We start from the raw sequence: 2059 nt of genomic DNA, 5'->3' as shown, positions 1-2059 counted from the left end.
GGGTTCAATTCCCGCCGCCTCCACCAACAAAGCCTTGAATACTGAGACAGACTCAGGCACACCAAGGCAAACAAAAGGCCGTTAACCCAAAGGGTTATCGGCTTTTTTATATCCCTTCACAATCTGCCTGAACCCGCCTCTATCTGCTTCACCTTGCCGCTTTCCTGCCTCGCATTGCCGCTTAAAGCCTCTCACCTGCCGCTCCGAAAGCCACTTTAGCCTTACCAAAAGCCTCTTTTCCCTCCATCTACACGAACAATGTCAAATATTCAGTTACCCTGTTGACAAGCTCAGACCGCTTAAGTACTTCAAACCTGCAATAAAAAAGCAAAAAGAGGGATATAGCGCGGTTAGAGTTAACGGTGAGACTCGCTGAAACGTCGATGGGGTTTATATCGCTCGGCGGACTCTTCAATCCAGCCCCCATAGTGTCGGTTAAGCATTTCTATCCCAGTATGGCCCATCTGACTGGCAATCCACCAGAGATTCTCGTTATCACGGATCAACATGTGGGCATAAGTATGTCGGGTCTGATATGGATTACGATAGCGTAGACCTGCCTTGCGAATCGCTGGCTGCCATGCCCATCGCCTGATCTGAGTGTCATTTTGCCAGACTTTATTCGTCAGTGGATGATGAAAAACAAACTTACTTTGCTCAAAAGTGAATACCTTTTGCGCCTTGAGAGCTGCCATGGCCTCATCCAGCATCAGTATCTTCCGGGACTTTACCCCTTTGTCAGCGGTTTTTAGCTTTCCCAGCTGCCCGTCCACCATGGCTACATCGACCAGAATTTCTCGATTGATAAAATCGATTTTATCCCAGCTAATTGCAATCAACTCACTGGTTCGCATGCCGGTATAAAAGGCGAACTGGAACAGGTTTCTTACCTGTCCCTCCATGACCGATAAGAGCTGTTCTATTTCCTGCTCCGTAAAGGGATCCGGTTTAAACTCACTCTGTCGCGACTCCACCGTCACAATACGATCAAGATTTATTGACCTTGCAGGGTTAGTATCAATAATGCGATCCATGACCGCATCATCAAGCGCCTGCTTCAGCGGTGAAATGATATTGGATAGGGTCTTGCGTTTGGTAACATGACTTTTTTGATGGATCCAGTCACGCAACATGCCTGGCGTGAGATCCCTGACCTTAATCTCACCAAAGGCCGGTATCAGCTGATACTTTACCATCTTTCGATAGTTTTTGTGCGTTACCGGGCGAACCTGAGTTTTGGCACGTTCCAAAAACGTAGCCAGATAATATTCCACTGTCACATGATTATTGTCACAGAACCCCAATTTTACGCCTTGTTTGGAATCCGGAAAAAAGTCAGCATAGTTAAATTCATTGGTTTGAAGGGCATGCTGCACTCGCGCCAAAAGCTGCGCCGCTGCTTTCACATCCCGCTTGAGCCTGCCCTCAAACTCACGCCTAGACACTACAGTGTCATCTGGGTACCGATGCGATGTATAAGTTTCACGACAACGCCGCCCATTAACGGTAAATGTAATGACAATTGATACGGATAGGCTAAAACGCCTGATATGGACTCCACGAGGTACTGTTATTGCGGGAAGCTCCATTATCCCACCCTCCCAAGGCTCATTGCCGACTGCTTGAAGCCCATCGATTAACAGCCTCCAGATTTACCCATGTCACGCCATCCGCTGCTGTTCTGTACTCCCTGCCCTCACGCCAGATTCCTTTTTGCTTCTTTTTATAAAATGCATCACGAGTGTCTCCCGACAACTCGAAATATCGATGCAGCTTCACCCACTGCAACATAATCACCTCCCTGTTTCTCTTTGGATAAACCGGGCTATAACACCCGGTTCAAATCCGCCGCTGAGGTCACATCTCCCTCAATGATTTCACCTGTTCGCATATCCACCGTGACACCACCATCCCCTTCCTGCAGCACGGTGTCATTTTGCTGGGATAATCCCGCCTCAGCTCGTTCATCCAGCCCCACAGCTGTCTGCGCCTCAATGGACACCGGCAGGTATTTGAACAATCGTCGGATCACGGTTTTCTTGGCCATCTCATCGAAGTG

At 48.5% G+C, this 2059-nt stretch carries 2 protein-coding genes; both read right to left on the bottom strand.

From position 1 onward, the window contains the following. Nucleotides 1-356: 356 nt before the first annotated feature. The gene (locus tag ABD892_RS10965; protein WP_345195683.1) at nucleotides 357-1589 is read right to left on the bottom strand and encodes a tyrosine-type recombinase/integrase; all 1233 of its coding nucleotides are present in this window, start codon (nucleotides 1587-1589) and stop codon (nucleotides 357-359) included. A 236-nt stretch (nucleotides 1590-1825) separates the two neighbouring features. Next, a partial coding sequence (locus ABD892_RS10960) for a recombinase RecT (RefSeq protein ID WP_345195682.1) occupies nucleotides 1826-2059 on the bottom strand: 234 nt, incomplete at its 5' end.

The organism is Kistimonas scapharcae, assembly GCF_039540975.1.
Classification (GTDB): domain Bacteria; phylum Pseudomonadota; class Gammaproteobacteria; order Pseudomonadales; family Endozoicomonadaceae; genus Kistimonas; species Kistimonas scapharcae.
Note: the sequence above shows the minus strand (reverse complement) of the source record. Positions and strands in the feature narration are given on the sequence as shown.